Source organism: Mesorhizobium cantuariense (assembly GCF_042647205.1).
GTDB lineage: Bacteria > Pseudomonadota > Alphaproteobacteria > Rhizobiales > Rhizobiaceae > Mesorhizobium > Mesorhizobium cantuariense.
In genome coordinates this window covers 572,876-598,616 of sequence record NZ_JBHRVD010000001.1, presented here as the reverse complement: position 1 = coordinate 598,616, position 25,741 = coordinate 572,876, and the positions used below count along the sequence as shown (strand labels likewise).

General features: G+C 58.1%; 20 protein-coding genes and 4 pseudogenes. 11 read left to right on the top strand and 13 right to left on the bottom strand.

The features are described from left to right. Nucleotides 1–17: 17 nt before the first annotated feature. The 6 genes and pseudogenes from ACFOJ9_RS02790 to ACFOJ9_RS02765 form a co-directional block, all read left to right on the top strand. Nucleotides 18–172 (top strand): annotated as a pseudogene (locus ACFOJ9_RS02790) (arginase); the annotation flags it as partial. A gap of 2 nt (nt 173–174) precedes the next feature. Next, nucleotides 175–1,233 (top strand): ornithine cyclodeaminase, encoded by a 1,059-nt coding sequence (locus ACFOJ9_RS02785; RefSeq protein WP_378976900.1) that lies wholly within the window; start codon nt 175–177, stop codon nt 1,231–1,233. A gap of 261 nt (nt 1,234–1,494) precedes the next feature. Continuing rightward, nucleotides 1,495–1,896: pseudogene (locus ACFOJ9_RS02780) on the top strand (Lrp/AsnC family transcriptional regulator); the annotation flags it as partial. Nucleotides 1,897–2,877: 981 nt separating this feature from the next. Next, nucleotides 2,878–3,894: a hypothetical protein gene (locus ACFOJ9_RS02775; RefSeq protein ID WP_378987540.1), complete on the top strand. Its 1,017-nt coding sequence runs from the start codon at nt 2,878–2,880 to the stop codon at nt 3,892–3,894. A gap of 549 nt (nt 3,895–4,443) precedes the next feature. After that, complete coding sequence (locus ACFOJ9_RS02770; RefSeq protein WP_378976898.1) at nt 4,444–4,962, top strand: hypothetical protein; 519 nt, start codon at nt 4,444–4,446, stop codon at nt 4,960–4,962. After that, nucleotides 4,959–6,233: a DGQHR domain-containing protein gene (locus tag ACFOJ9_RS02765; RefSeq protein ID WP_378976896.1), complete on the top strand. Its 1,275-nt coding sequence runs from the start codon at nt 4,959–4,961 to the stop codon at nt 6,231–6,233. Before ACFOJ9_RS02770 ends, ACFOJ9_RS02765 begins: the two co-directional genes overlap by 4 nt. 36 nt (nt 6,234–6,269) lie before the next feature. Here ACFOJ9_RS02765 and ACFOJ9_RS02760 read toward each other — a convergent pair whose 3' ends face one another. The 11 genes from ACFOJ9_RS02760 to dndB all read right to left on the bottom strand — a co-directional run bounded on the left by ACFOJ9_RS02760 (nt 6,270) and on the right by dndB (nt 20,904). Then, entirely contained in the window at nt 6,270–6,761 is a 492-nt protein-coding gene (locus ACFOJ9_RS02760; RefSeq protein ID WP_378976894.1) for a hypothetical protein, read from the bottom strand. Next, on the bottom strand, nt 6,761–8,740 hold the full coding sequence (locus ACFOJ9_RS02755; protein ID WP_378976892.1) for a hypothetical protein: 1,980 nt from the start codon (nt 8,738–8,740) through the stop codon (nt 6,761–6,763). Before ACFOJ9_RS02755 ends, ACFOJ9_RS02760 begins: the two co-directional genes overlap by 1 nt. After that, nucleotides 8,730–8,927, bottom strand: a complete 198-nt coding sequence (locus ACFOJ9_RS02750) for a CxC ATPase DNA modification system associated small protein (protein ID WP_378976890.1) — start codon at nt 8,925–8,927, stop codon at nt 8,730–8,732. The genes ACFOJ9_RS02755 and ACFOJ9_RS02750 overlap by 11 nt, the downstream gene beginning before the upstream one ends. Next, nucleotides 8,917–10,878, bottom strand: coding sequence for a DEAD/DEAH box helicase family protein (locus ACFOJ9_RS02745; protein ID WP_378976888.1), 1,962 nt, complete (start codon nt 10,876–10,878; stop codon nt 8,917–8,919). The genes ACFOJ9_RS02750 and ACFOJ9_RS02745 overlap by 11 nt, the downstream gene beginning before the upstream one ends. Nucleotides 10,879–10,909: 31 nt before the next feature. Next, nucleotides 10,910–13,513, bottom strand: coding sequence for a sigma factor-like helix-turn-helix DNA-binding protein (locus ACFOJ9_RS02740; RefSeq protein ID WP_378976886.1), 2,604 nt, complete (start codon nt 13,511–13,513; stop codon nt 10,910–10,912). Nucleotides 13,514–13,516: 3 nt separating this feature from the next. Continuing rightward, on the bottom strand, nt 13,517–14,599 hold the full coding sequence (locus ACFOJ9_RS02735) for a GTP pyrophosphokinase (protein ID WP_378976884.1): 1,083 nt from the start codon (nt 14,597–14,599) through the stop codon (nt 13,517–13,519). A 225-nt stretch (nt 14,600–14,824) separates the two neighbouring features. Beyond that, nucleotides 14,825–15,997: a cysteine desulfurase family protein gene (locus ACFOJ9_RS02730; RefSeq protein WP_378976882.1), complete on the bottom strand. Its 1,173-nt coding sequence runs from the start codon at nt 15,995–15,997 to the stop codon at nt 14,825–14,827. Then, entirely contained in the window at nt 15,994–16,365 is a 372-nt protein-coding gene (dndE, locus tag ACFOJ9_RS02725) for a DNA sulfur modification protein DndE (RefSeq protein ID WP_378976880.1), read from the bottom strand. Before dndE ends, ACFOJ9_RS02730 begins: the two co-directional genes overlap by 4 nt. Next, on the bottom strand, nt 16,346–18,346 hold the full coding sequence (dndD, locus tag ACFOJ9_RS02720; protein ID WP_378976878.1) for a DNA sulfur modification protein DndD: 2,001 nt from the start codon (nt 18,344–18,346) through the stop codon (nt 16,346–16,348). The genes dndE and dndD overlap by 20 nt, the downstream gene beginning before the upstream one ends. Next, the gene (gene dndC / locus ACFOJ9_RS02715; RefSeq protein WP_378976876.1) at nt 18,343–19,830 is read right to left on the bottom strand and encodes a DNA phosphorothioation system sulfurtransferase DndC; all 1,488 of its coding nucleotides are present in this window, start codon (nt 19,828–19,830) and stop codon (nt 18,343–18,345) included. The genes dndD and dndC overlap by 4 nt, the downstream gene beginning before the upstream one ends. A gap of 21 nt (nt 19,831–19,851) precedes the next feature. After that, on the bottom strand, nt 19,852–20,904 hold the full coding sequence (dndB, locus tag ACFOJ9_RS02710; RefSeq protein ID WP_378976874.1) for a DNA sulfur modification protein DndB: 1,053 nt from the start codon (nt 20,902–20,904) through the stop codon (nt 19,852–19,854). Nucleotides 20,905–21,022: 118 nt separating this feature from the next. Between dndB and ACFOJ9_RS02705 the strand changes: the two genes are divergently transcribed. After that, nucleotides 21,023–21,328: a helix-turn-helix domain-containing protein gene (locus ACFOJ9_RS02705; RefSeq protein ID WP_378976872.1), complete on the top strand. Its 306-nt coding sequence runs from the start codon at nt 21,023–21,025 to the stop codon at nt 21,326–21,328. Between the two features lie 39 nt (nt 21,329–21,367). On the opposite strand, the gene ACFOJ9_RS02700 is transcribed toward ACFOJ9_RS02705, so the two are convergent. Continuing rightward, nucleotides 21,368–22,437, bottom strand: a protein-coding gene (locus ACFOJ9_RS02700) for an IS630 family transposase (protein WP_095088284.1) whose coding sequence is annotated in 2 segments (ribosomal slippage) — nt 21,368–21,951 and nt 21,951–22,437 — 1,071 coding nt in all. Because the reading frame shifts where the segments join, the coding sequence is not laid out codon by codon here. 161 nt (nt 22,438–22,598) lie between these two features. On the opposite strand from ACFOJ9_RS02700, the gene ACFOJ9_RS02695 reads away from it, so the two are divergent. The 4 genes and pseudogenes from ACFOJ9_RS02695 to ACFOJ9_RS02680 all read left to right on the top strand — a co-directional run. Next, the gene (locus ACFOJ9_RS02695; protein ID WP_378976870.1) at nt 22,599–23,078 is read left to right on the top strand and encodes a transposase; all 480 of its coding nucleotides are present in this window, start codon (nt 22,599–22,601) and stop codon (nt 23,076–23,078) included. A gap of 323 nt (nt 23,079–23,401) precedes the next feature. Beyond that, nucleotides 23,402–23,788 (top strand): annotated as a pseudogene (locus ACFOJ9_RS02690) (IS110 family transposase); the annotation flags it as partial. A gap of 36 nt (nt 23,789–23,824) precedes the next feature. Then, complete coding sequence (locus tag ACFOJ9_RS02685) at nt 23,825–23,929, top strand: hypothetical protein (protein ID WP_363452268.1); 105 nt, start codon at nt 23,825–23,827, stop codon at nt 23,927–23,929. Nucleotides 23,930–24,045: 116 nt separating this feature from the next. Beyond that, nucleotides 24,046–24,401 (top strand): annotated as a pseudogene (locus ACFOJ9_RS02680) (IS66 family transposase); the annotation flags it as partial. An 89-nt stretch (nt 24,402–24,490) separates the two neighbouring features. On the opposite strand, the gene ltrA reads toward ACFOJ9_RS02680, so the two are convergent. Then, nucleotides 24,491–25,720: a group II intron reverse transcriptase/maturase gene (ltrA, locus tag ACFOJ9_RS02675; RefSeq protein WP_378976868.1), complete on the bottom strand. Its 1,230-nt coding sequence runs from the start codon at nt 25,718–25,720 to the stop codon at nt 24,491–24,493. Nucleotides 25,721–25,741: the final 21 nt, after the last annotated feature.

Here is a 25,741-nt window from a genome sequence, read left to right as displayed (position 1 = left end):
GGCCGCAGATAGTGTCCGACAGCAGCCTGGTATCCAGCCTTGACCTCGTCGAGCTGAACCCGTTCCTGGACGAGCGCGGCCGCACCGCGACCCGATGGTCGACCTCACCGCCAGCCTGATGGGCCGTCGCATCATGGACCACCCGACCCGCAGTCATTCCGGAAGCATCTGACCATGACCCAGCCTTCTCGCCTTGCCATCGTCCCCTTCATCAGCGTCGACCGCATGATGAAGCTGGTGCTCGCCATCGGGATCGAACGGTTTCTCACCGAGCTTGCCGGCTACATCGAAGAAGACTTCCGCCGCTGGGAGCTGTTCGACAAGACACCGCGCATCGCCTCGCATAGCCATGACGGCGTCATCGAGCTGATGCCGACCAGCGATGGCCGGCTCTACGGCTTCAAATATGTCAACGGCCATCCCAAGAACATGCGCGAGGGCCGCCAGACGGTCACCGCCTTCGGCGTGCTGGCCGATGTCGGCTCGGGCTATCCGATGCTGCTCAGTGAAATGACCATCCTGACGGCACTGCGCACCGCAGCCACCTCCGCGCTTGCGGCCAAATACCTGGCGCCCAAGGGGTCACGCGCCATGGCCATCATCGGCAACGGCGCCCAGTCCGAGTTCCAGGCCATCGCCTTCAAGGCGCTCATCGGCATCGACCGGCTGCGGCTCTACGACATTGACCGCTCGGCTTCGGAAAAATGCGCCCGCAACCTGTTCGGCAAGGGCTTTGACATCACCATTTGCACGACCGGGCAGGATGCGGTGGAAGGCGTCGACATCATCACCACGGTGACGGCCGACAAGCAATGCGCCACCATCCTGACCGACAACATGGTCGGCTCGGGCGTCCACATCAACGCCGTCGGCGGCGACTGCCTCGGCAAGACCGAACTGCATCGCGACATCCTGTTGCGATCGGATATCTTCGTCGAGTTTCCCCCACAGACCCGCATCGAAGGCGAGATCCAGCAGCTCGATGCCGACCATACGGTGACCGAGCTGTGGCAGGTGATGACCGGCCAGGCGCAAGGCCGCAAGACGCCGGAGCAGATCACGCTGTTCGATTCCGTCGGCTTCGCCACCGAGGATTTCTCTGCGCTGCGCTACGTCCGCGATCAGCTCAAGGCGACCGGCCTTTATGAAGAGCTCGACCTGCTCGCCGATCCCGACGAGCCGCGCGATCTGTTCGGCATGCTGCTCAGGGCCGCCTTGCAGCCGGCCGCCTGAGGAAACTCGCCCAAAGCGTCTGATCTTAGTGTCCCCGGCCAGTCGGACGTGCACCTTCAATCAAGCATTCTCTATCCATCAACCCACAAGCCGGTGTTGGCCAATCTCTGGGCGCCAATTTTGTTTATAACCTCGAGCTTGAAGCGGGCCTAAAGCACCGAATATAGATCGGCATTTTGATCACTCCTCTCAAACGACAAACTTGCGGCATCCAGACTGCCCTCACGACACGAACATGGTAGTGAGAAAAAAGTGACGGTGATGACTGCAGCGAAACTCGATTCGATCGATCTCAAAATCCTCGACGCCATCCAGCGCGACGGGCGCATTACCAAGCTGGCGCTGGCCGACAAGGTCGGATTGTCGCCGACGCCGTGCTGGATGCGGCTGCGCAAGCTGGAGAGGGCCGGCATCGTGTCCGGCTATCACGGCGCGATCGCCATGCGCACGATCGCGCCGGTGGCGACCGTGCTGATGGAGGTGACTTTAGCCAGCCACCGCCAGGCCGACTTCGACCGCTTCGAGCGCGTCATCCGCGATCTTCCCGAAATCGTCGCCTGCTGGTCGGTGGGCGGCGGCGTCGATTATGTGCTGAAGGTGATCGTAGTAGCGATCGCACTGACACAAGGACAGGAGATCGAGAGTGCCGGCCGGGAGGTCGGCGGTGAGCCGCTGGCGTCTTGGCGTCGAAGACATCAAGATCTTCGAAAACCGTTGGAGAATACGTGGGGCGGGTGGACGAAAGCGAGCTATCGGCCTAGACGACATTCGCAACTCTCCCGAGTCCCCGAGAGCACTATGAGGAAGCAGCGACCCTTTGTCGTCGAGATCAAACAGAAGCGTGAGCTCGTGAAGCGGCCACAATCAATCTGGGCCGGCATCGACCTGGCCGCTATCACGAATGATATCGCGGAGGCGGAAGCGATCGCTGAAGCGCCGATTTTTCCTTGTGAAGATGTTCGCTCTCGGCCCATGGCCGCCATTGATGAAGCATCCGACGCCAAGGAGGTGACCACGCCCGACGTATCGCTCCTATGCCGCCGACGTTTGGGGAAGCGAAGATTCTGGAGGCATCGAACGCACCGACTGAAGACAGACGAACTCGCAAGAAGAAGCGGTGGCAGACAGATGTTCTTCTGCGGCGAGGTGAGCGATGGAAGCGGCGCCTGCCGTGGGTGCTCCGCCAAGGCCGGCCTGAAAGGGAGGTCAACTGCACCGGGATTGAAACCGCCCTTGTCGAGAACTGTCCATGACACGCCGGGAGTGCATACAAGTAACGAAGAGGCTCGACCGTACTGTAGAAGTTGCCTGTCAAACGCTCTCGGATTCAGGTGCAAGAATGAAACCGAAAACGGGCTTAGGTTGGCCAGGCATCGGCTCTCGCAAAACGGGGAAGTTACGGCCGCTTTGGCATATACCGCAAGCGCGGCAGGTGCCATTTCGAGTGCGGCCTCAAAGTCCTCATAGGGGCCTTCTGCTCAGCCCGAGGCCGGATAACCACCCGACAACCGGCGGGTGCAGAGGACGTCCATGACCTTAAAATTCATCCTAAAGGTGAATCGTTAAAGCTGTGCCTTCCAAAACGGGGATTCTTTCGAAATGTTCAGATTTTTTGGGCGGGATCCCCTTTCCGCCTCTCGGGGAATGTTCCTGTTTGCTAAGTCCATTGCGGGATTTTCCTTCTGTATCCTCGGGACCCGGGCTGCCAGCGCCCACGTCAAATGGTTCTCTGCCTATGACGTTGCCGGCCAGCCGCGCGGCCTCGAAAACGTCCTTTGTCAGGATTTCGAGCTCCTCCTGGGCGTTGCCTTGCTCTGTATCTTTTCCGGCTGCGTGGTGGAGCGGACGTCTCTAGGCGAGATGATAACCCGCTCGCTCAACCGCTTCACGGAGGGCTTGCTGCTGCATACCGAGACGATGATCCGCGCGATCTGTGGGTTTTTCTTCATCTCGCTCTGGGCGGTCGGAGGCATCCTCTTAACCCCTGAATTGAAAACGACGTCCGCATTGGTGGGGCCTTTGCAGCTCGCCATCGCGGCCGGTCTGCTGTCACGCCGCACCACACCCCTATCCGCCGCGGGGATCGTCGTCCTGTTCGGGCTAGCCGTGCGCGATTACGGCGCGTTTCATCTGGCTGACTATCCGATCTTTCTGGGGCTTGCGGCCTATCTCGCTCTCACCGGGTTGCAAAAGAACTTATTCGGCGTTCAGCCGCTCGACGTCGTGCGCTATGCGACCGCCGTCACCTTGATGTGGGCGTCGGTCGAGAAGTGGGCCTATCCCGAATGGAGCTTCCCGCTCCTGATCGAGCACCCCGGTATCACCCTTGGCTTCAACAACGAGTTCTACATGCGGGCCGCGGGCATGGTCGAGTTCACGCTCGCCTTTGCCCTGGGTTGGACGCCGCTGGTCCGGCGCGTTGCGGCGGCCGTGTTGATTGAGATGTTCATCAGCGCGTGCTTCGAATTCGGCAAGCTGGATGTGATCGGGCACTCGGCCATCATCGTCGTCTTCGTCGCGATCCTTTCCGATCAGCGACCTAAGGAGACCGACACTCCCGCGGCCTGGCTCGCTCCGGTCGGATTATGTGCTGCGTTGACAGCAACGCTCTTCGCTTACTATGTCGGCCACGCGGCGATCTTCAACACTACGATTCTCTAGGTCCTCTACTTCGCCACGCGCATGCAAAGCCTTATCTTGGGATGAATGCTGCAACGCACGGTGTAGTCGCCAGAGCAATTCCAGGAAAAGTGCGCAGCGGTCTTGCGTCCGGAATTGCGCAAAAACAAATGCTTAGTGCGGGTCAGCGATTCTATCAAAAGCTGAACGGCTGTAGCCCGTCGCGGACCCCCGCTTCCAGCTGATTTGCGTCAAGTTCCTTTACCCATTGAGAGCGCAACTAGGACAAAGAATTGGGGCCACGCGTAGAGGTGACATAATCGGAACTGCCACTACTGTAAGCCTCCGCCTTTTTAAACTGTGATTTGAAAAAACTTTTTTGTTGCCAATGCTTCTTGTTAATCGCAATTTACATTGGAGGATCCGGGGGTTTGCAGTCTAAGAATCAAGAATGGGGGCATATGCCTCCGTGCGCGAGCTAGAGACCGCGGTCGCTGGCTCTGGCGAGATCAATGAGGCCATGCTTCCTCCGGCGACTGTCGAGCGACTGATGGTGAGGTATGGCGGCATGTGGAAACACGGTGAAGGGTGATGGCAACGGCTGAAGGAGGGTGGGGTGAACTCCGCCGTGACGTATGGCGTCGGACTACGCGACCGGCGGCGCATGCGACCTTTGTCTTTTTCTTTTTCGGCAGCGTGGTTCTGATAGGTGGCCTCGGAATCTGGGTGGAGTTGATCAATGCGGCTAAGGCGCCATCGCCCTCAGATCTTTTGCACGTACGCACTGCGATGGCGACATTTTTTCCGGCGCTAATCGGTTCGACCTGCTTCCAGATCGTGTTGGGGAAATATCTGAAGGCGTTGCGCGCAGTCGCGTTCGTTGGCTCAACCCTTATCGCCGCAGTAGGCTTTTGGTTGATCTTCGACCGCAACCTTTCTTCCCCTTTGTCACTGTCCATCGGAACTCTGGCTTCTCTTGTCTCGCTTTGGTTCTGGTGGATAGCAAACGCCGACAATCCCGATTTTTTCGACGAGCCGCTCGACCAAGCGGCAGTAGGAGGCAGCACCGACCGCCCCCTTGGTGGCGACCTTGGAGGTTTTGAAGCATGACGACGTTCCCATATCGAACCAAGGCCCTCCGCGTTCGTCAGGAACTGGCAGAATGTTGGGTAGCAGCACTGCCCGCCCGCCTGCTTCTCGATGTCTGCTTCAGCGACGTCCTTACTGCCGAGCATACCGATGACCCAAGCAGGCCATACAATCTTGGCGGCATTCAGCGTGAATATCGCGAGAAGCGGCTGCAAGAGATCGGCAAGTATATCGATCGGGACGACACCGCGTTTCCCAACTCGATCATCCTGGCGGCGAACTCGCGGCCGAGCGACGGCATGACAGAGGACGATCCGGTGGATCAGGCGGAGGAGGATGCCGAAGATGGAGAAACAGCGGACGAACTGGCAATCGCCGACGAGAATCCGAGCCTGATTGACCGGCGCTGGCGCATCGAGGTCGGTGACGACGGCTGCCATGAGCTGGTGATCCCAACCAGAGACAAGCTCGCTGCCGTGGTCGACGGCCAGCACCGTCTATTCGGTTTCGCGAAAGCAAAGATTGTTGAGCGTCTCGAGATGGAGATGATCTGTGCGATTTATCTCGATCTGCCGAAGCCGTTCCAGGCACAGATATTCGCCACGATCAACTCGAACCAGAAGCGAGTCGACAAGAGCCTGACCTATGAAATGTTCGGCTACAACATTGACGATGAGGATCCGTCCTTCTGGAGTCCAGACAAGCTCGCGGTGTTTCTGACGCGCCGTTTGGGCAGCGACGAGGCCTCGCCTCTTAAGGGACGGATCGTGATTGCTCCCAAAAAGGACGCCCAACTGGCAGCGCTCATCGGCCACAGCGGGTGGAAGGTCTCGACTGCAGTTGTTGTTGAGGGAATTGCTCGACTCCTGACAAGCAACCCGAAGACGGACGCGAACGATCTCCAGACACCCGCCAAAGTGCGGCGCGCCGACATCCAAGAGCGCAGAAAGGATCGAGCGCCTCTGCGCGCGGCATACTTCGGAGGTCAGGACATCGTGATCTACACCATGGTTCTAAACTATCTCATCGCGTGCAACGAGGTATTCTGGTCCGCTGCGCCCGCAGATTCGTTCATATTCAAGACGGTGGCCGTGCAGGCGCTCTTCGACATTTTACGTCGTCTGGCCCCCGACGCTTACGAACGGAAAGTCATCTCGGTGGAGTACTTCCGATCAATCCTTCAGCCAGCAGGCAAATTGAACTTCACCGAGGACAAGTACCGCAACGCCTCGGGATCTGGCCGCAGCATCATTCGTCGGGCGATCGAGGAGCAAATTGGACTTGTGAATTAAGTCGATCAATCGCCATCTATCTTATCTCTTTGAGGTTCAAGACAGCTGTGAACCCGTCGGCAAGTTGCCCATGGACGTCACCGCCTGATCCACAAGCTGCACATAATCACGCAGAAACTCCTCGCCTGAGTACGGTTTGGTTTCGCGCTGTTCAGATAAATAATCGTAGCCTCCGCTTGAGTAAGCGTTCATTCGGCGCATTCCTTCGTCCGTAAGTTGATTGGGACTATGTGGATCCACCAGGCGCTTGAATAGAGCGCGCACAGCAGCCCGTTCCGTGACGTCTATCCCGCTCTTCCTAAGTTCTGCAATCACGAGCAGGCCAATCAAGAAACGGCTGGCGGGCTTATATTCCTCGACGAAATGATCGACCATCTCGGTCATGGGAGCGTTCTCATTGCTTCGCCCGCTGGCGAAACCCGCCATCAGGCAGAGGTAATACTGGTCGAAATCAACCTTGAAATGTTCGAAGTCCGCAATTTGATTGAACCAGGCTCTGGCGTCATTTCGGATCCGGAAGCGAGCCATTACACGTCCTCTTCATCTGTGACGTCGAAAGACATGAAGTAGCTGCGGTCGTTGACCATGAACGCGTTATCGGTTTTGGTTACGCCGGCCGATGGCAGGGTGCGCTCCAGGCGCTTCGTTCCCTCCGTCCGGCGGAAGATAGTCAGAAACAGGCAATCGTCGCAGGCTTTCTCAAGCGCCTGAACGAATCCCGCCCGCTCCGTGTTGATTGTGAAGCCGACAAACTGGGTGCACAGTTCTGGTATAAGCTTTCCAATATTTCGCCTAACGCCCTCGTCAATCGAGTGTGCAGGGCTATCGACGACGAGTGGGAAATCGTTGTTTCCGCGATTGAGGGCGCTCATCAAGAAGGTATAACCCACGGATAGTTTCTGGCCGACACTGGCGCCAGATTGGTTGGCAAGATGAAGCGACTTGTCTACGCGATCAATCCGCAGCGGATCATTCGCAAGCACCACCTCAAGCCGCTTGTTAGAATCCCTGACGAGCTCGGATCTGATCTTGTCGCGTGCCAAAACTGATGCGTGCTTTAGAATGGCCTCAAGAACATCATTTTTGCCCTTTAGCTCCACGGTTTGGGTCAATTCAGCTATCGTTTGACCAACCTCCTTCAATTTCCTGTCGACGAGCTTGATGGAAGTCATCGACCCGCCTGTATCTTGTTCTGTCGGCGCATCGATGTCTTGCAGCACTTGCTTGCAACGGATGAGCTCATCCTCAAGGTTTGCAAGAGCTTCTTGCCACCCTTTCAGCTGCTCGTCGCCAGCATCGATTAGTTTCTTCGTCAGCGCCCGCAGGGTCTGACCTGCATCCCGTTGCTGTCTGCGGGCCGAGGTAAGGTCAATAAGCACTCTCTCAAGTTGCTTGTGAACAGGCTCCTCGCCCGGCGCAGCCACAAAGACGCTGATGTCATGCTTGAGGGCGTTGATGGTTCCAGATTCCTCTATGTCGAGATACCCCTTGGCGCGCTTTAGGATTTCGTCACGAGCGACATCGCTCATTGGACGGCCGCAAATGCAGTCGGGCTCCTGCACGAGGTCTGCGAAGAACTGCGCGGAGGTGTTTTCAGGAAGCTTCAGATGATCGAGATTCTCCTTGAGCTCAATGAGACTCTCTGAGAATTTTGGATGAACGGCGAGCGGCATGCGCAGCAGCGTCATAACCTCACCGGACGTCTTACTGACGGCTCCATTGGCGCCCTGCAGGGCCAGCTGGGCCTCGTTATGCTGAACCTGAGTTGTTTCGACGCTGCTGACCCGTGCAGCTATTTTTTTCGATAGATCGGCTGCGGTAATGGTTCCTTCATCTATCTTGCGCCTGGCACGCTCGCGGATCGTTTCAAGATCAGCTTTGCGTTTGAGCAGAACGTCGCGACGACTGTTCAGTTTCAACAGCCCGGCGGCGGTTTTTGGCCCGCCTTGACTGGTACGCCGCTTCCACTCTGATTCTGCTGTCCGACTAACAACATCGAGTAGGTCCAATTGACATAGCGCACTGATGGCTTCATCGGCGCGTCCGGCATCCTGCTTCAACAATTTGTCGGCAAACTCACCGTCAAAGATGAAGAGGTGCAAGAATTCGGGCGTGAGGAATTTGAGGATCGACGTTGGCGGTTGCCATCGGCTGACGACACCTCCGCTTCCCGGAGTTGTGGTACGATATGATGCCGTTCCATTGTCAAAATCCAAGATAAGCTCGATCGTTAAGGGGCGCTTATCCATCAGCAAGGAGACACGGAACTGACCAACGTCGCTGTCATCGCCAGGCCGTCGCAAGTCGCGGATCTGGGACGGTTTCCATTCGGCGGCAGCACCGGTTAGGGTGGCTCTGATAAGTTCAAGGGTTGTGGTCTTGCCCGTACCGTTGGGCATCTGAACCAAAGCGACTTTTGCTGGTGTCCCCGACTGCCCCGCTAAATTCACTTCAACATCGGGGCATCGCAGCCCACTGCTGGCCCACCCGCTAAGGCTAATCCGCATCGTCGATATCCTTAACCTTTATCGCCTCAAAAACATTCTCGTAGAACTGCAAGTTTTGATCCTCACTGCCTTCGCCATCACTCAAAGATTTGAGCCACGCTGTCAGTCGTTGAGCCACTGCATTGGGCTGTTGGGCAGCGGTGACTGCAGCCTGAAGGGCTTCTTCGAGTGCGGGATCAAGCGCCATGTTCATCTCCCTTTCGAACTGCAGATAACGCTGTCAGCCAAGCACAACGCTCCTGATCAGCGTTTGGGATCGTGTCCGTTGGACTGGCGGGTCTAACGAAATCAACTACCAGCGCACGTTTGTTCGGACGCAAAGGATCAATTCGAAGGCAGCGGCCGATTCGCTGTATCGTCTCCAGTTTGGCACGCGCCGATGCAAACAGCACAACCGTATTTAACGATCGGATATCAATCCCTTGGGAGATCCGGTGGCATGTAATGAGGCAATCGATCTCTCCTCGAGCGAAGGCGACAAGATGGTCACGATCGTCCTCGGCATAGTAGGTTCGGTAGAGGTGCGTGTGGTGGTGCAGCATCTCAAGGATGCGAGCTCCATATTCCTTCGTTTCAACGAAAAGGATACATCGGTCGAGAACGGAAGGATTTGCCTTGAGATAATCCTCGAAGATTGCCGGCTTCATTTCGGCCGTCTTATAAACCTTTGCAATGTCGGTCCAGATTTCCTCGTCGCTCATAGGGTTGCCGTCGGCCAGACGTGCCGCCTTCTTGGAATAGATAGCTTGAAGTCGATCCCGATCCCCGGGCGTCAGATCATAGGACAGTGGCAGATAATCGAATTCACTCAGCACACCTCGTGAGATCGCCTTTTCGAGCGGAAACTGGTACAGAACGGGACCGAGTTCAGTCCCAATGAACGCATTGCCATCCTGGTCATAGGCGCGGTCGGGCGTGGCGCTGAGACCCGCTCTGTAGGGAAAAGCCTCATGACGTCCGCGAAGAGCGTCGACCAGACTTGGTGTTCCCAAACCATGGACCTCGTCGTGAATGATCATCATGCGCGCTTTTGCGGCACCTGAAAGCCTGTCGATAAGCTTTCGAAGTTGGCCGCGCGATATCACAATTAACGCATGATGAGGGTCGAGCGCGAACTCGCCGAGCTCATGATAGCGTTCGTAGTGTCGGTAGATGAGCCAGCGAGGTCCGCCCGCGAGGTTCCATTGTTCAAGCTCGTCTGCCCATTGATCGAGGAGGTCGGTCCCATCCATCGCAACAATTGCGCCGTCGATCGATTTTGAGGCGATCAACGACGACAGGATTTTGAGCGCCGTGCGGGTTTTGCCAGTACCGGTTGCCATTTCCAGAATCCCGGTGGCGCCTTCAAGAAAGGCTGCCACTGCTTCGTCCTGATGCAGCCACCGTTTGTCGGCCGCTGGCTCCTGCTCCGGCTTTTCTTCCGCCAAGGGTGTTTTCTGGCGAGGTGCTCGCTCCCGCAGTCGGCTGAGCACCGCAGTCGATGGCGTTAAAACATCAAGACCTGCAGCCTTGTTGTTCCACGCATCGTCGAACTGTTCGGCCTTAGTAGCGACCCGCTCTTCCTCGCCCTGCACCCATGACCGGTAAACGTCGATCGACTCGTAGTTCCTGCTATGACCGCTCCGGGTTTCATTGGCAGAACCCGTGAAAGCGGCTTGAGAGCCGTTTGGGAAATCGAAAACGCCAATCTTCTCATGAAAGATACCCGGCAGGGCGACATGTTCTGCAAAGGCGAACTTTATCTGAAGACGGTCGTTTGCGACGAGCCAGGTAAAGACATGGGCGAGGCGACCAGAATCAGTCGGATCGCCAAGGAGGGCAATAATCTCGTCGAGAATCCGCTCGACGATAATGGCTTGATATTGCGCAACTCTTTCTGGAGCGTCGAGGTCCCTCAACGCCGCTGCATCCGACGGGGAAAGCTCCGGCGAGGCAACCATATGAACAACCAATTCGCCGTCCATCGCTACGCGCGACAGCGCGTCTGTCCAACTTAAAAGTGCTGAGGTGGAGAAGTATCCCACGGCTCGACGATAGAGAGTGGCAAGCCGCAGGCAGGGTCGAAAAAAATCAGCGGCCAAGTCGTCTTTGCCACTGCGGTAGTGAGACTTGAGTTCGGGCACGCCTGGCGCGTTCATATCCGCAGTACCCCTGCAAGCCCGGGGGACTTCATTCCGCAAGCAACCATTGCAGATTAGCCTCTCTTTGCCGGGCTTCACGGGACCGGCGACGCTCTGCCATCAGCCACTCGAAGGGATCATCACTTGTCTCGTCTACGAGGGCCTCAGGCTGTTGCTCAAGCATCGCAACGACAGCAGAGTGGCTGATCCAACTTTTTGGATCGGGTATCGCATGAGAGACTTGCCGTGCGAGTTGCGTGCCGGCGCCGCGGCTCCAGTCAAGCTCTCCCGTATTCGCCAGTTCCTGTGTCAACTGACGGCGCACGACATCGAGAGTGGAAGTAGCGGTGTGCCTCAGTTGCCATTGATAGCCCTGTCCGTCAGGTTCCTCCAGGACACCTAAGCAAACCAGCAGAGCGACCAAGCCGGCGCCTGCGTGAGAGTCGATGCGTCGACCCGATAGCCGGTTTGCAGCAATCCAATTCAGCCCACCTTGACTATGCGCATATACGCAGGCTGCGAGGACCCGCTCCAAGGGCGGCAGCTCGTACGCGGCATCGCGCCGAAGCGTCATTCCAATCGCAAAACGACCTTGCTGATACTTGAGGCGCTGCCAATTTGCGCGCTCAGCCGAAACGACCGGCCAGTCGTCGGGATCAGCTACAGAGAGGAGCGAGTTAAAGACGTCTGCATCGCCGGAATGGCGAGCCCACCGACATAGTTTGAACTCCGCCGTCGGCGTCCAAAATGGAAAAATCGTCCGAGGCTCTCCAGCATATCGGGCAAGAGCATAGAGACGAGCCTGATTATCATTGAAAAGGATCAGCAAATCATCTGGGAGGTAAGCAGAAATTGCCGAAACGTGCTCGGGCAATCCATAGGTGCCGGGCAGGACACGGATGAAGAGTTCGCGACGAGTGATCAGAATAGGCCCTATGCTATTGGCGGATCGACCTTGTGGAAGAATGGCGTCGGCGTCGTTGAGCAGGTCTCCCAGCCTTGTGGGGCCGCGGGCTTGGAGTGCGATTTGCAGCGCGTGTGCGATCGTCCCCGGTTCCTCTTGCTGAGGTTGCTCGGCTCGATCGGCCGGAGCCAAGCATTTCAGCGTCGTGCCGGCGGCGCCGACTGCCAACCAGCTACCCTCCTCGATCTCGAGAAACAGATGCGGTGCGGCGCTCATGACGATCTCTGCGTCACGCTCGGAGCAAAGATCATTCGCAAAATGAGCATGATAGATCGGCAGCAAGTCCTCGACGGGTCGTGCTTGACCCGCGGCAGCAAGGAGCGCGTGCAAGCCGATCAAGCGTGTCAAGCGAACTCCGACGCGCGGTGGCATCACATAACCAAGCCGAATGGGGTTCCCAAGGACAAGTTCACATGCCGCCAGCGCATCTTCGAGGTTTGCGTTCGTCAAAACGCTCAATGCTTGTGGGAGCAGAGTGCGAGCAATCTCCTGTTGCAGGTCCATCGCCACCGCTTCGACCAATGATGCGTCACCCAGGGGATGAAGCCAGCCTTCGGGCAGCGGCAGGGCGATACTGTCAATCCACCGGTCGAGCGCGATGTTGAGGATGTCCAACGCCAACGTCACATAGGCATCGACATTGCGACGACGGGAGGACAGCTGAGCTCTGGTGAGTACAGGCGCGCCTTGAGCAATCGTTAGCCACTGACCCGGCCCCTCCTGCTGGAGCATTTGCTCGATTGGGTTACGCCGAATCTGCGTCCGCAATTTACGCAATGATTTCGCTTCGATCTGACGAATTCGCTCTCGGGTCACACCGTAGTCGACGCCAATTTCCTCCAGTGTTTCCCTGCCTTGTTGCCCAATTCCATTGCGTCGCCTGAGAATCGTGGATGCACGCTGGTCGAGCTGTGACAAGAGCCAGTCAAGGCGGTCAGCCAGGCGCTCATGTTTTGGAGTGACGTCCTGGCCCAAACCAAGAGTGTCAGACGCTGTACCCAGGCTATGTTCGTCAGCACTGGCCGCCTTGTCGATTATTAGCGATACCAACCGATCCTGTCCGCCAATCCCTTCCTCTGTAAGCCGGCGACGAATGTGGCGTTCGCACAGGCGTCGGAACTCCTTGACTGATTTGCGCCCACAATTTCGCGTCTGCGCGATCCTATGGGTGGTATTCAAGAAGTTCTCCATGGCTTCCGGAAACGTCATGTCCCTGAAAGGCGGCCGAGACAGGACGGCTTCGAGCCGTGTCGACGGGACCTCTTCGCAGGCGATTGCGCCAATCGTGTCGCCGCTAAAAAGGCTGATGAGGTCCGATCTATCGGATGCACTGGCGGCAGCTGAAGTCTGTGTTCGGCTTGAAGGATCAATACCATAAGACGCACACTCGGCTCGGATTAGCGTCTCTAGTTCTTGCGCGCTCTTGCGTCCGAAATTTCGAACGTCATGCAGCATTCTGGTCTGGGCCAGCGGCCCTGCATCGAGATAGTCGCCGATCGTCGCGTAGGGCAAATTGCCGGCCTTGTCTGCCACAGTCAGAGCGTTCCCAAGCCGAACTGACACGTCATTTTCCTGAACCAGATCGACCAGTCTTCGCATGCAAATTGGATCTAAGGCGACCGAATTGGTCAACTCCGTATCTGTAGACAGATCGTTGATTGCCAATGAAATGATCTGATTCCCTATCATCTGCTAGGCAACATGTTGATCTGCCAGCTGTGCTTGCAAAAACTCTCGATATTTGCGGACCAGGTAGTAAATGCGGCTTGGCCGCCCCTTCCCTCGTCCAGCAGGGTGGTTCTCCTCGATCCTCTCGGAACATTTGGCGAGCATCGCTATCAAGATGAGATCCGCAGAACCCCGATTGAGGGCAAGCTCGGGACTGCCAGACGCCTCCAGAAATTTGTTGAATTCATCAATCCGTGCAGAGGCGACCTCTGGGTTGAGTGCCTCGGCTCCTAGAGCCTTCTCCATCTTTCCTGCTGAGGTGAGCCCTAGAAGCACAGCTTCGTCAAATGCCAGTCCAGCATTTACTGATAGATCGGCATCGGGGAAATGCTTACGCATGCGCGCGACAAAGTCATGCACATCGCCAAAATCGCCCGTCCGCACTGTCATACGCGCGTAGTTGGCAGCAAGAAGTTGCGTAATCGCGGCATCACCCGAACGCGTTAGGTGGCCAAGGGCCTCAAGCAGACCGCGCTCGGCTTCCCCAGGTCCTCCGCCCTCGGGTTTGTAGCCGATATCATGTTCGATCTCATTCCATACATGCGCCATCATCGAACAGATTTGCACTTCGCAACTTGCGCCGCGCAAATTTCCATAATCGCCAAGGAGTTCCTCTTCGCGTAAAAATACTTGACAGTGAGTGGCTCGGTAAAATTGGCAGTTGGCAGGATCGAGCTTATCCTTGTGATCGATCTCGACCGCCTCACCCTCCCGCCCGACGAAGAGCGCTTTGATTGCCTCGGTGACGCGTGGTTCGTCCTCTGGTCGATATGTCGCCACTCGAACGCCAGCGAAGTCCCCAATCTTCTCGAAAACCTCGTCTACCGACTTGAAGTTTTTATCGGACCGCTTTGCGAATCGTCGGAGCTTGCTGTCGAAACTCCGGACAGTTTTTGTGCGCGAAGTGATTTGCGCACGGATCGCGTTCCCTTCCACGATGCTGGAGCGACAGATATCTGCGACGCGCGCTGCGAGCTTGAGATACCGATCGCGTTCCCGATCATAGCGGGACACCGCAGCGTCTATCACTTCGTCAGATATTGGCATCGACCGCCCCGCTCCCGAGAGATTCGCTTGAGATTGCTCGTCTGTCTATCAGAATTGTAATAGACCCCAACATTACGAGACATGCAGGAAAATCAGTTATCGCCGTTGTTCACAGTTGCTGCATGGGATGAACACGCAGTTGAGAAGCCAACATTGCGTCATCGCCTCTCGCACCAACGGCGAGACGGTGCAGCTATCCTTCTAGCAATGGTGCCTTTTGTACGGTCAGGCGGCGAACCGGCGAAGCTCTTCAACGGCCTGGATTAGAGCGATAGTAAATTCCGCCATTTGATCCGCAGTAGAAAATCTACCTGGCGACACCCGAAAGGCCTGCCGCGCTCTCGGAGTATCGCCGAACATGGCGAGTAACACGTGGCTTGTTTTAACTTTGTCAGTCGCACAGGCACTGGATGCGGAAAAGCTAGCGACAGAGTTTAGTCGGTGCATGAGGGCTAACGGTTCGACCCCGGCAATCGACAGCGAAACGTTTCCAGCAATACGCTCCGAAGGATGACCGTTGAGGCTCACGCCGGCGATTGCGGAGGTGACCTCCTGAACGAATTTGTCGCAAAGGCCATGCAAACGCGCATCGTCAATCGTGCATTCGCGGCCAGCGATATCAAGTGCTGTTCCAAGACCGACTATGAGGGGTACATTCACGGTACCGGACCGAAGCCCACGCTCCTGTCCGCCGCCAAATGAAACAGGCACGAGCCGAGCGCGCGGCGAGCGCGATCGAACATAGAGGGCACCCACGCCCTTTGGCCCGTACGCTTTGTGCCCGGAAATGCTCGCGAGGTGGATGTGTTCGGCCATAACATCAACGCGCCTATGAACCAGCAGCTGCGCGAGATCGGCATGAAGCAGGACGCCGCGTTCCTCACAAATAGCGCCGATTTCAGCGATGGGTTGAATGGTCCCCACTTCGTTGTTGGCGCCCATGATTGATACCAAGCTCGTGTCGTCCCGGATTGCCGCGGCCACGTCGGAGGGTGATACTCGACCCTGTTGATCGACCCCGACAATTGTGACCTCGAACCCTTCGCGTACCAGCTCCCTCATCGGCTCCACGACGGCGGGATGCTCGATGGCGCTCGTTATCAAGTGCTTACGCTCCGGCCGTGCCCGCGCGGCACCAATGATCGCTATATTGTTGGCTTCGGTGCAGCTGCCGGTCAGCACGATTTCGTTCTCACGAGCGCCCAACGCTTCTGCGATCTGCGCTCGCGCACCCTCCACAGCTGCCCTAGCGCGATTGCCGTGGACATGCTCCACACTCGACGGATTTCCGAACACCTCGGTGAAAAACGGAAGCATGGCCTCCAGGACCCTGGGGTCCACCGGGGTGGTAGCGTTGTGGTCGAGGTATATAGGCTCCTCGTTCGCTTCGCGTTTCATGCGGCGAGCACCAGACGACCCAGGTCCGCCGCAGATTTGGCCCGCACTGACAAAGTACCGACGCCGCGGTGAATGTGAGCACGAAGACGCGCAACGAGATCTTCGTTCGATAGCGGGCTCGCGCCGCCCTCGTCCTCTTCAACGAAGCGCAACAGAGCGGCAATCAAGCCAGTATACTCGCCCGTAAGCGTGTAGGCGTTAAACTCCTGGCCGCCCTCATCAGGAGCTGGCGCAATCGCTGGCCCTTCCTCGAGAGAGAGCATGATCGCGGTACGGCAAAGAAGGTTGGGGGTGACCCCAGTGCGCTGACGGATCGAGCGTAGCTTGCTTGTCGCCTCTATTGAGATCTTAAGCTTGTTGTAGCGCAAACTGACCTCCTTCGTCGCCATCGCCGAAGTAGCCTGGAATGGCTCGTGTCGCGCGCTGATCGGGCTCGTAATCAAGTCTGTAGGAGTGGCTGATGCTCGGTGTGAGCTCCTTGAGCAGCTGCGCGTCAACTTCGGTATCCGTGGATAGAACGATGACCTGATGGCTTGCCTCGGGGAAATACCGTTCGACAATGGCTGTTCGGTGTTCGCTATCAAGTCGCGCCAGGGGGGTGTCGATAATCATCGGAAGCGCCCGGCCGCTGGTGCGAGCCAGTGCCCACAGCATGGCGATTGCGTAGACCTGTTTTTCCCCGGCAGATAGGCTCGACTTCGGGATCTCGGCTCCCGTCTTGTCGATCAGTGTCGCGTCAAAGGATGAACGGTCGATACGCACATCCGCGACAAATCCCCCTTTGCGAGCCAGGTGATTAAACCTGCTAACGAACTCTGTTTGGAGTTGCGCAAGCTTCATATCGAGCAGCCGCTCCTCATAGAGCTGCAACGCTCGCCCTACCCGCGTTGCGAGTGCGGCGCGCTCTTCGCCGGCCTTAGCCTCAGTCTGTGCTTTGAGCATGCGGTCGCGCTCGCGGGCCAGTCCAGAGCGTTGAAATTCCAGAGTGTGGAGTTCTTCAGTCCGCGCTCGCAACACGGTTTCGGCCGTTCCGACAGACCTTTCGGCCAAAAGGAGTTCATCCAGAACGATCCCTGCGGCGTGACCAGACGCACGCACCAGATCGGCGTCGACACGACGAAGTTTGCGCTGCAGGGAGTCTAGTTCAGAGACAGCCAGGGCTGCACGCGAAGCGGTGTTTTCACGAGCTTCGACAAGCCGTCCAACAAACCGTCGCCGTTCGCCGGCATCCAACTCCGAAACTGAGCCAACGGCGGCAATGGCCGCCGTGCCGAGCTCTGATTCTAAAAAAACGTCCAGGTCACGCCAATGACTTTCCTGCCACCGGCCAATGCGCGTTGGTGTTTCGGTTTTTCGCCACGCAGCCACACGTTCTCGAAACTCAACCATATCCACGCGCGGCTTTTCCCCAGCGTGCGCCAAGGCAGTTGCATACCGCCGGAGCAGTCTTGGAGCCGATGCGAATGGAAGCAGGCCGCCGGCGAATTCTCGAATCTCAGTTTCGCGGCGCGTGACTTGTTGGCGCAACTCATCGCGCGTCGCCTCTATTTGAGCCCGGCGGTTTGCAGCATCACCACCCTCGGCGATGAACCGTTGACGGACATTGAGGGCCACGCGGGATTGAGACGCATGGCGCGAGGTAAGTTCGGCAACGTCCTCTGCCATTTCCGCAACGCGACGATCGAGCGCTGAGATGTCGCGAACAATCGCCTCAAGTCTGACGGCCTCATCATTGCCGTCACGACGACCGTGCCTGGCAAGATAAAGTCCCAAGTCGGTGCGAAGCCGTCCAACAAGTTCAATACCCAGCAGACCACGAACAGCCTCGGCAAGCCCCTCGTCGGGATCGTCCCTGGCGATCTCGGCAATCTTTTCCCCGTCAAAGAAGAAGAGCTGCGACACGCCCGGTGGGATCATTTCTTGCAGGAAGCTGTGCCATTCGTCGCGTGGCACAGCGTCCACGGGCGCTCCGTCTTTTTCGAGCGTCAAGGTCTCAACAGTCTTCGTCCCGCGCGTCGTCCAGCGCCGCACGACCTCATACTGATGAACCACGCCACCCTCGGCATAATCGAACTGAAGCCCGACCGATCCAAAAGTCGCCGGTCGTCCATCCGATCCGACATGCAGCCGGCGACGGAGATGTTCCTCATATTCGGATTGCGCCACACGATAGCCGAGCGCGCGCCTGCCATAAAGGGCAAGCCGAACAGCTTCAAGCAAGGTCGTTTTGCCGGCGCCATTCTTGCCGCCGATCAGGACGACAGGCCGCCCTCGCGCAGGCAATAAATCGAGGCGCTGCCGACCGGCGTAAAGACCAAAATTCTCAAGCGTGATTGATCGCAGCCTCAACGCTCATCCTCGCCAACCATATCGAAGGGAAGCTCCAGATCGTCGACAAGAGCCAATGCACCGCTGCCCTCCAGTCCGAGCGTTCGCCTCCGCTCCGCGACTAGGACGTCAAGATCCCGCCATTCAAGCCGGAACGCATCCTCGATACGGGTGTGCACGGCATGCCGACGTTTCAGACCATGTGACGCTCGCTCGATATCGAGCAATTTCATCACGAGTTCGGGCGGAACGTCATTGTCCGCGCACACGGAAGCCAAGAGCTCACCGTCGTCGGCGGTGAATGCAACAGAATCCTCCGTCACCCACTCGATGTCATCGCGACCGAGCGTCTCGCGTACGATACGCGGAACGGTGTCAGCCCAGTCACCACGCTCCGTCCGCCACAGCCTGCGGATTTCATGCAATTCATTTTCATGAATCAGAATTGGCGCTTCGCCTGCAGGCGCCTCAAGCGCAACTTCTTTTTGTGTTTCGAGCAAGCGACGAAGCAGAGTTCGACAGAATTCCATGGTGTACGGGCCGGGCATAACCCGGTCAGTCTCACCGATAAAATTCACTTGACCAGACCTGCGCCGAAAGTCCCGGAATTCATGCTTGCGCTCAGGATCCTGGGTCTGCGAAAGCATGTCACGGTACTCAAGAAGCGGTGTCAGCCACTCCTCGCCTGAATCAATCATCGACTCCATTGCCTTGTCACGCTGCACCACGGTGCAAACCCAGCAGCCAAAGCGGGAGTTTCCGCAAGATGGAGTCGATGTGTCCACGACCAACGGACACTCGCCCGCGCTGGCGTTGCGGTACATTGCAACGAGATCGCGGTTGTCATTGCCCCAGGGAGATTCATTCTGAAGCAGGTAAGTCCAGACGTCGTCAGTCGAAAAATCCGCGATTGGCGCGTAGACAAAGGCGTTCATCAGCGAGGAGTGGCGCCGCAGCCGAGACCCCTCTATCTGATGCAATGACATTACCTGGGCGCGGGTCGCAGATTCTTGTGACCGGACCCCGAGAACCATGACGACTTCACCGAACTCAGCGACGCGGCTTTTGATGAAAGCATCGGCCGGCTGGATCTTGAGCCGCTCCGTGCACCACCGAAAGCGGCGTGACGGGGCTGGGTATCCCTTGCCGATCAAGCTCACCCAAAAGCTATCCTCCAGCTCCGGGACGACCTTATGCGTGACGACCGGCATGTTTTGAGCGGCAGCGGCCGATGAAATACCGTCAAGGGTGACGTCTATATAGCGCGACACCACAGGCGTTTCGACGAGCGTGTCAGAGCTGATAACATAGATCGTCTTGGTCCGCCGTTCCGACGGCAACGCAGCGATTGCCGTCCAAATAAGCTGCAAGGCGGTGGTCGAGTCTTTTCCTCCTGAATAACCAACGACCCACGGCCGAGCATCGGAAAGGTAGATGTCCCGAATGTCGTCCAATATGGACGCGATTCGGCCCGCCCCGTTGGAATCGTTATTCTTTTTACTCACGGCATTTCTCCTGAACGGAGACTAACCGACTTGCCGAGACGCGTCAGCGCCATTCGTGGTGAGTGACCAGATTTTTTCCGCTGTGAGCATCACGCTGGTTCGCGATCGATTGATGCGGCCGACCAGAAGCGCCCGCCCTTCCCAAAGGGCCATGTTTGCGCGAGCCCAGTCAACGTCTGCCAAGCGGCTGATTGCGGCTCGCCAGTCGAGCCCTGGGTCCGCAAATAACCGCGCGCCTACAATCGCGATGGCTTCCAATGCCACACCATGGGCGTGGACCTTTTCACGCCTGAGATCCGCCGGCGCCACTTGTCCATTGTGCGCAAGGCGCCAATCAGGAATTGCTTCAGCCACTGCTGCCCAAAACTCCATGACGAGCGCTTCGCCTGTTTCGCCAATCGCGCCGACTTCCGATGCAAACGCTGAAACAGCGGTGTGGAGATTGCTGAAGGCAAATAGTTTTGGCGAACCCGCGGTGAGATTGGAGCGGCTGAAGTCTGTCATGTCTCGGAAAAGCAGTATCCCGTCAACGACGGCCCGGGACAATCTTGCCCGCTCATCACGCGCGTCATACAGCAGCCTTATCGAGCGCGAGGGCTTCACTACGTGCTGGTTGAGGTCGACAAACATTTGTCGTGAGCGCTCCAGTCCGTGGTCAGGGAACAAAGTAACTGCGACTGTCTCGTGAGCGAAATGGGGACGCTCGCGAAGCACCTCGATAATTGCTGCGCGTCGATGCTGGCCATCGTTCACAAGGATCGTCGCAGTCATGTCGACCGACAACGTTCCGACCGATCTTAAGGCTCCCTCCGTGTCGCTCGATTCAAAATGGAATCCACCGTCGATCGTTGCCGTCAGGGCGGACAGCACGTACTGTTTTGGATTGGACGTGATGTAACGAGCAATCGCTGGTACCCGGCTTTTATTCAAGCGACGCTGCGCACGGAGTTCGTCCGGCACTGCGTCATCGTCAAATCGCAATAGCGATCCCACTGCTCCGAGCGGCACCATCACCACGTAATAGGCTCGACCTGCCTGAACGCCCCTGATCGCAGGGAATGCATATGCATTCATGGCCAATCACTCCAAAACTAGGTTGCAATATAATACCCTCCAAAATCCGTCTGGTCAATATATGCCGGGGATATATATACCGTGGACGATTAGCACCATATCCGCAATCAAGGGAGGCATGGCAGAGCATTTGCGTGTCCAGCTTGGTGAGCAGCTCAGACGCCTTCGGGAACAGGCGGGCGTGTCTCAAGAAGGGTTTGCCTCGCAGGCAAACATTGACCGCGCAGCTTATGGGAAGCTCGAACGGGGTCAGGGAAACGTCACATTGATCACACTTGCACGGATTGCCGTCGCACATGAACTGAGCCTGGCTACCTTGCTGTCGGGAATTACACTTGATCCCGCTGAGATTCAGGCCACTCCGCGAATTGCGCGGGGGAATCGTCACGCGCTCCGATTTGCCAAGAGAGAAACCGTCAAGTGACCGCGCGAGCAAGCTGGCAGCCGCACCTTATACCAACGGTCAATTTGATTGACCGACGTGAGCCCATTCGCGCATTCCGATTGATGTGATGGTGTTTGGTCGTTCGATGAGCTCGCGCCAGGCCCCGCACGCGGCGTCGATGATGGCGTCGTAGCCTTCGAAGACGCGATTTGAGAGCCAGTTCTGGCGCAGATACTGCCAGACGTTCTCGACGGGGTTCAGCTCCGGCGCGCGGGGCGGCAGGAAGATTAGCGTGATGTTCTTGGGCACTTTCAGTTTGGCGGTGGTGTGCCAGCCGGCGCGGTCGAGCAGCAGAACGGCATGAGCGCGCCTGGCAACATGGCGGCTGATCTCGTCGAGATGAAGTTGCATGGCCTCCGTGTCGGCGAAGGGCAGCGCCAGCCCGGCTGCTATGCCACGCGCCGGGCAGATGGCGCCGAACAGATAGGCGCTCTTGTAGCGCTGGTCGGCCGGCTGACGGGGCCGCGTGCCGCGCCTGGCCCATTGCCGCACGATGCCATTCTTCTGGCCGATGCGGGCTTCGTCCTGGAACCAGATCTCGACCGGCTTGCCTTTGGGCAGGTCGGCCAGATGGGCGCTCAGCGTGCGCGGGAAGTTTTTTTATACGCCTCGACGATCTCGCCGTCCTGGCCCGGATGAAGTGGCCGGGCGCTGATATGGGAGAAGCCGAGCTGCTTCAAAAGCGTTCCGACGTAGCGCTCGTGATAGTCGACGCCGAAGCGTTCCTTGATGAGCCTCTGGAGATCAATGCGCCGCCAGCGCACGACGCCGTCGACGGCCCGGTCCGGCCCGGTCTCGACGATCCGTGCCAGTTCCGCCTTCTGCGACACCGACAGGCGCGGCTCCGGCCCGCCGTTCCAGGCGTCCTCGAGGCCGTCTGGACCAGCGTCGTTGAAACGGTGAACCCAATCCCGCAGGGTCTGCCGGTCCATGCCGCCGACCCGGGCCGCATCCTCACGGCTCATCCCGTCGAGAACCGCTGCCAACGACAGCAGCCGACGGCTCTGCTTGCTATCCTTCGAACTCTTGGCCAGCCGCCGCAACTCGGCTGCCGAATAGTCCGTCCGCATCTTGATCGCTGATCCCATGGCGCGAATCCTCCTCGCCCCAATGGAATCACGGTTCCGCTCACTCCGGTATCCCAAGAGAGTCAGCCGTCAGATCCTTTAGTATTAGTGCGCGAACCGGTGACGGACGACATTTATAGGACACTTCCTCAGCTTGTGAAGGAAGTCGTTGAAGTGCTTCATTGCCAACTCCAAGATCTCGAAGCTCGCATCAAGGTTCTCGACGCGCGCATCATGGCCTGGCATCGGCAGAGCCCGATGAGCAAACGACTCGCGACGATTCCAGGGTTGGGCCGATCATTGCGACTGCAATCATTGCGGCGGTCGCCGATCCAAAGCATTTCAAATCGGGACGCCAGTTTGCTGCATGGCTTGGCCTCGTTCCACGACAACATTCGAGCGGTGGGAAGGATCGTCTGGGCTCGATTAGCAAGCGAGGAAACCCATACTTGAGACGGCTTTTGATCATCAGAAATCGATCGAGCCTGCGCTGGGCTCGGTCGCGTCCGACCGGCACATCGGCTTGGCTCACGCAGCTTCTGGAACGCAAGCCGACCAACGTGGTCGCCACGGCGATGGCGAACAAAACGGCCAGGATCGCTTGGGCGATTATGGTCCGGAAGGAAAATTTCGTCCCAGCAGCGGCTCGAACCGTGGCGTGAATCAAGCAGATTCGAGGCCCGCTGGAAGCCGGAGTTGCATTGCAAGACTGAAGTTGAATGATGGCAAACGGTCGTGACCGTGACTGATAAAGCCCGTCCGTCCCAGAGGACTTGAAGTCCGCTCTTTTGATGGGGCGTCAGTTCGCGGATTCCATCAAGGCCCGTGCGGCTACGCATCGCACACTGGAGGCCGAATACATGACCGCAAGCGATCCGAATGCTGTCGGCCATCTTAGGTCTTGCAAAACGGAGGCCAATGGTATGGACCCCGCCTTCCAGGCGAGGTGAAATCTCGAACGTCAACTGCAACAAAGGAGGATGTCATGCAGGTCGTTCGAATAGGTCTGGATCTTGCGAAATATGTGTTCCAGGTTCACGGGGTCGACTGCCACGGAAAAGTCGTCGTGCAAAAGACGCTGCGTCGCGATGCGGTAGCCTGCTTCTTCGCCAATCTGCCCCGATGCCTGGTCGGCATGGAAGCCTCGAACGGCGCGCATTACTGGGCAAGGGTGCTCACCGAGCTTGGCCATGAGGTTCGGCTGATCAGTCCTCAGTTCGTTACACCATATGTGAAGTCCAACAAGAACGACCGAAACGATGCGGAAGCCATCTGCGAAGCGGTCGGCCGGCCTTCGATGCGCTTTTTGCCGCCGAAATCGACTGATCAGCTGGCGGTCCAGGCCGTTCATCGCATTCGTCGGCGTCTGGTCGCTGGGGAGTTCCGCTGGCCGAAAGTGCATGACGGCATGATGCGGCTGACGGCCGCGCAGCTGTCGGCGCTATTGGAAGGGCTTGACTGGCGGCGGGTCCACGAGGCGCGCCGGACCCGCGTTCCAGCGCAGGCCGGCTGACCCGCGACGAAGCGTCGCGCGCCGGGACCATCGCCTTCAGCGCGTCCGGATCGTCGGGAAGCTGGTCAGCCGTCATCGCCATGACCGGGATCAGACCATATTCGCCGACAGTCCGCGACAGCGGAATCCAGGCTGATTCACTCGGCCGCGCCGCCGGCATCTGCGTCCGGTGCATGAGCGGCTGCTTGTAAGGCTGAAGGCGTCGCCGAAGCTCTTCGCCGACGAGACGACTGCGCCGGTGCTCGATCCCGGCCGAGGCAAGACCAAGACCGGGCAGCTCTGGGCCTATGCGCGTGATGATCGGCCATGGCAGGGAGCCGACCCGCCGGGCGTCTCCTATGTCTACGCACCCGACCGGAAGGCCGAGCGTCCGATTGCTCATCTCGCAGGCTTCACCGGCATCCTGCAGGTCGACGGCTATGGCGGCTATCGCGTGTTGGCCGAAAAGAGCGGCGTGACGCTCGCCTTCTGCCGAGTAGGCGGGGTCGTTACCGAGCCCCGCCCCTCACAGATCCGGACGTGCAGATTTCCCGCATCCGGTTCCTCACGGTCCAGTTTCGCTCAGGTACGGCTCCATTGATGTACGATCCGGGTTGGCGGCAGGGGAAATCGGTCAAGGACCTGGGCCATCCGATTCCAGTTCGGCTTTCCAGATCGGCTGCGGCGCGAGAGCCCGCTTTTCCAGATACGCTCGACCTGATGGTGATACCACGTCAAACGTCGTCCGTTGCCCGTGATCCCGTAGTAGGCGTAGTGGCCTCGCATCATTCGGGTCAGGTGTCGATGCTGAACCGTGAGCGACAGGTGCAGGTGCTTGATGCACCACTCCCTGGCTGCCCGTAAGGCCCGCGCAAACCGATCCTTGGCCGTGACCTGCCGCACCACCGGCTTCCCTCTCCGCGACTGGCCCCAGACATGGGTAAAGCCGAGAAAGTTGAAACTGGTGGCACTCGTTGCCGGATGCTGCCCATGAGGGCGCCGGAAACGGAAGTCCACATAGCGCGTCTTGTCAGGATGTAGCCGAAGCCCATACCGTTCGAAACGCTTGCCCAGCACGGCCAGCATGCGCCGACCGTCCAAGTGATCCTCGAAGCTCATGACGAAGTCGTCAGCGTACCGCACCATCTGGCACCGCCGCTTTAGGCGGGGCTTCGCCACCTCTGCGAACCACTTATCCAGCACATAGTGCAAGAAGATGTTCGCAAGAAGTGGGCTGATCACTCCGCCTTGTGGCGTTCCAGCTACCGATCGGCTCAGGGTGCCTTGCTCCAACACCCCTGCGTTCAACCACTTGTCAATCATGCGTCTGATGACGCCGTCTCTGATCCTCAGGTCGAGGAAGCTGCGTAAATGCCCATGATCGATGCTGTCGAAATACTTCGAGATATCTGCGTCGATCACCCATCGCTGACCGGTGTCCATGATGCCATCGCTTAATGTGCGGATGGCGTCATGAGCCGACCGTTCCGGCCGGAACCCGAACGAGCAGTCCAGAAAGGCCTCCTCGTAGATCGGTTCCAGCAGCATCACGATTGCCCGTTGCGCCACCTTGTCCTCGAACGTTGGGATACCCAGAGGTCGTCGGGACCCATCGGCTTTCGGGATGTAGTGGCGTCGCACCGGGGGCGCGTGGTAACTGCCCGACATCATCCGGATCCGGAGGCTTTCAAGGTTTGCCTCGAGATCTTTCTCATAGTCGTCAGCCGTGCGCCCGTCGATGCCCGCCGCGCCATCCTTGCGCGTTAGAGCCCACGCCTCGAACATCCAGTCGAGGTCAATCAGATGGTGCAAGGATGTGAGCACCCTTTCGGG

Coding starts and splice junctions, on each gene's coding strand:
- ACFOJ9_RS02760 (WP_378976894.1), bottom strand. CDS start 6,761: ATGGCTCGCTTCCGGATCCGAAATGACGCCAGAGCCTGGTTCAATCAA.
- ACFOJ9_RS02730 (WP_378976882.1), bottom strand. CDS start 15,997: ATGAAACGCGAAGCGAACGAGGAGCCTATATACCTCGACCACAACGCT.
- ACFOJ9_RS02775 (WP_378987540.1), top strand. CDS start 2,878: ATGTTCCTGTTTGCTAAGTCCATTGCGGGATTTTCCTTCTGTATCCTC.
- ACFOJ9_RS02685 (WP_363452268.1), top strand. CDS start 23,825: ATGATGCGGCTGACGGCCGCGCAGCTGTCGGCGCTATTGGAAGGGCTT.
- dndB (WP_378976874.1), bottom strand. CDS start 20,904: ATGAATGCATATGCATTCCCTGCGATCAGGGGCGTTCAGGCAGGTCGA.
- ACFOJ9_RS02745 (WP_378976888.1), bottom strand. CDS start 10,878: ATGAACGCGCCAGGCGTGCCCGAACTCAAGTCTCACTACCGCAGTGGC.
- ACFOJ9_RS02740 (WP_378976886.1), bottom strand. CDS start 13,513: ATGATAGGGAATCAGATCATTTCATTGGCAATCAACGATCTGTCTACA.
- ACFOJ9_RS02705 (WP_378976872.1), top strand. CDS start 21,023: ATGGCAGAGCATTTGCGTGTCCAGCTTGGTGAGCAGCTCAGACGCCTT.
- ACFOJ9_RS02765 (WP_378976896.1), top strand. CDS start 4,959: ATGACGACGTTCCCATATCGAACCAAGGCCCTCCGCGTTCGTCAGGAA.
- ACFOJ9_RS02750 (WP_378976890.1), bottom strand. CDS start 8,927: ATGGCGCTTGATCCCGCACTCGAAGAAGCCCTTCAGGCTGCAGTCACC.
- ACFOJ9_RS02735 (WP_378976884.1), bottom strand. CDS start 14,599: ATGCCAATATCTGACGAAGTGATAGACGCTGCGGTGTCCCGCTATGAT.
- ACFOJ9_RS02785 (WP_378976900.1), top strand. CDS start 175: ATGACCCAGCCTTCTCGCCTTGCCATCGTCCCCTTCATCAGCGTCGAC.
- ACFOJ9_RS02755 (WP_378976892.1), bottom strand. CDS start 8,740: ATGCGGATTAGCCTTAGCGGGTGGGCCAGCAGTGGGCTGCGATGCCCC.
- ACFOJ9_RS02770 (WP_378976898.1), top strand. CDS start 4,444: ATGGCAACGGCTGAAGGAGGGTGGGGTGAACTCCGCCGTGACGTATGG.